Origin of the sequence: Saccharopolyspora rectivirgula DSM 43747 (assembly GCF_000497205.1) — a bacterium.
Lineage (GTDB): Bacteria > Actinomycetota > Actinomycetes > Mycobacteriales > Pseudonocardiaceae > Saccharopolyspora > Saccharopolyspora rectivirgula.
On the sequence record NZ_AYJW01000134.1, the window covers coordinates 1 to 1,281 of the forward strand.

The 1,281-nt window shown below is 70.2% G+C and carries 1 protein-coding gene; it reads left to right on the top strand.

Annotation, left to right across the window (positions count from 1 at the left end; translation table 11 throughout):
* Positions 1 to 19: 19 nt before the first annotated feature.
* Positions 20 to 1,281, top strand: a 1,262-nt coding sequence (locus SREC43747_RS0119210; protein ID WP_037342693.1) for a UDP-glucose dehydrogenase family protein, incomplete at its 3' end; no start/stop codon positions are given.

Below are 1,281 nucleotides of genomic sequence, written 5' to 3' on the forward strand. Positions count from 1 at the left end.
GTTCGCGCGGCGGATCGTTGTGGTGGGCACGGGGTATGTGGGGTTGACGACGGGGGCGTGCTTGGCGTCGCTGGGGCATCGGGTGGTGTGCAGCGATGTGGATGCGGGCAAGGTGGCGGAGTTGTCGCGGGGTCGGGTGCGGTTGGCCGAGCCGGGGTTGGCGGAGTTGGTGGCCGAGGGGTTGGCGGCGGGGCGGTTGTCGTTCGTGGTGGGTTCGGCTGCGGCGGTGGCCGATGCGGAGGTGGTGTTCGTGTGCGTGCCCACGCCGATGGGGGCGGATGGGCAGGCTGATGTGGCGGCGGTGCGGGCGGTGGTGGCCGAGGTGGGGTCGGTGTTGCCGGCCGGGTGCGTGGTGGTGTTGAAGTCGACGGTGCCGGTGGGCACGGCGGCGCGGGTGCGGGTGTGGTTGGGGCGTTCGGATGTGGCGGTGGTGAGCAATCCGGAGTTTTTGCGGGAGGGCTCGGCGGTGGCTGATTTCCTGCGGCCGGATCGGATCGTGGTGGGGTCGGATTCGCCGGATGCGGCTGAGCGGGTGGCGGGGTTGTACGCGCGGTTGGGGGCGCCGACGGTGCTCACCGATGCTGCGAGTGCGGAGATGGTCAAGTACGCGGCGAATTGCTTTTTGGCCGTGAAGTTGTCGTATGTCAACGCGGTGGCGGAGTTGTGCGAGTTGGTGGGGGCCGATATTGCGGCGGTGACCGAGGGCATGGGGTATGACCGGCGGATCGGGCAGGCGTTTTTGCAGCCGGGCCCGGGGTGGGGTGGTTCGTGCTTGCCCAAGGACGCTGCGGCGTTGTTGCGGGTGGCCGAGTCGGTGGGGTGTGAGTTTTCGCTGTTGCAGGCGGCGGTGCAGGCCAATGCGTGGCAGCGGCAGCGGGTGGTGGCCAAGGTGGTGGCGGCCTGCGGGGGGTCGGTGGCCGGGCGTCGGTTGGGGGTGTTGGGGTTGGCGTTCAAGGCCGGTACCGGGGATGTGCGGCAGTCGCCGGCGGTGGCGGTGGCGCGGTTGTTGGTCGAGGCGGGGGCGGAGTTGGTGGCCCATGATCCGGTCGTGGGTGGGGATGAGCCGTTGCTGCCCGAGGGGGTGCAGGTGGTGGAGGATCCCTACCAGGTGGCCAAGGACGCGGCCGGGTTGGTGGTGTTGACCGAGTGGCCGCAGTACCGGTCGTTGGATTGGGAGCACATCGCGCAGGTGATGGCCCAGCCGGTGGTGGTCGACGGGCGCAACCTGCTGGATCCGGACACGCTGCGCCGCGCCGGCCTGACCTGGCACGGCATCGGACG